The organism is Clostridium sp. AF50-3 (assembly GCF_003477445.1).
In the GTDB taxonomy this organism is placed as follows: Bacteria; Bacillota; Clostridia; order Lachnospirales; family Lachnospiraceae; genus Otoolea; species Otoolea fessa.
The window spans coordinates 1-901 of record NZ_QUDH01000052.1; the positions used below are offsets into that span (position 1 = coordinate 1).

The window sequence follows — 901 nt, forward strand, 5'->3', positions numbered from 1 at the left end:
GCTCTCTTACTGGATCACCGCTATCTGTACCGCAGTCCAAGCGGCTGGCTGATGCCTTTTGCAGACAAATCTGCAAGGGGCTATTTTATTGTCCGGGATTGCTACGGCAGAAGCGGAAAACTGGTGCAGCAGACGAGAGTGACCTGCAAGGGAAAGAATCATCTCTTCAAGTTGTTTAAGAAATGGGGTGTGATCGAATGACGCTTTTTACAGAGGGACGACTTCAGGCATTTGAACGCATGATGCAGGATACCGGCAAATACCATCGACGGGAGGACAGCGAAGATCGTCCGCGCAAATGTCCGAAGAAAAAAAACGGAGCCTGCGAAAAAGGATGGTGAGCACCATGCCGGTATTCAGGGTTGAGAAAAACAGCAATTACACAACGATGTGCAATTACCACCTGCGGGATCAGGGTCTCAGCCTGAAAGGAAAAGGACTTCTCTCTATGCTGCTTAGTTTACCGGACACATGGAACTATTCGGTACGGGGATTATCTTCGATTACACCGGATGGCGTAGATGGGGTGCTTACAGCTCTGAAAGAACTGGAACGTCTTGGATATCTGGAAAGGAACCAGCAGCGTGAGAGTAACGGTCGGATGGGCAGAGCGGAGTATGTGGTCTATGAGATGCCAAGGAAAAAGCCGTGTTCGGAATCACCGTGTACGGAAAAGCCGTATACGGTAAATCCGGATACGGACACACCGGTTACGGAAAATCCCGCGCAATTAAGTACTAATAGAACAAGTACTGAAACAATCAATAAAAGAGAGAAGAAGGAAATCCAGCACCGGTATGGCTCATACGAAAATGTCCTTCTCTCTGACACGGAATACGGCAAGCTCCGGCAGGAGTTCCCAGGAGATTATCAGATGCGGGTGGAACGGCTCTCTGAGTAT

3 protein-coding genes are annotated in these 901 nt (G+C 49.1%); all 3 read left to right on the plus strand.

All coding sequences use genetic code 11. The features are described from left to right. A partial coding sequence (locus DW085_RS18770) for a phage antirepressor KilAC domain-containing protein (RefSeq protein ID WP_182430953.1) occupies nucleotides 1–201 on the plus strand: 201 nt, incomplete at its 5' end. After that, nucleotides 198–341, plus strand: a complete 144-nt coding sequence (locus DW085_RS19375) for a hypothetical protein (protein ID WP_182426670.1) — start codon at nucleotides 198–200, stop codon at nucleotides 339–341. The genes DW085_RS18770 and DW085_RS19375, both read left to right, overlap by 4 nt. Before the next feature lie 5 nt (nucleotides 342–346). Continuing rightward, nucleotides 347–901: helix-turn-helix domain-containing protein (locus tag DW085_RS18775; RefSeq protein WP_147354001.1), on the plus strand; the 555-nt coding region annotated here is incomplete at its 3' end.

Excerpts from the sequence above, each read along its gene's own strand:
- DW085_RS19375 (WP_182426670.1), top strand. The coding sequence starts at position 198 with ATGACGCTTTTTACAGAGGGACGACTTCAGGCATTTGAACGCATGATG.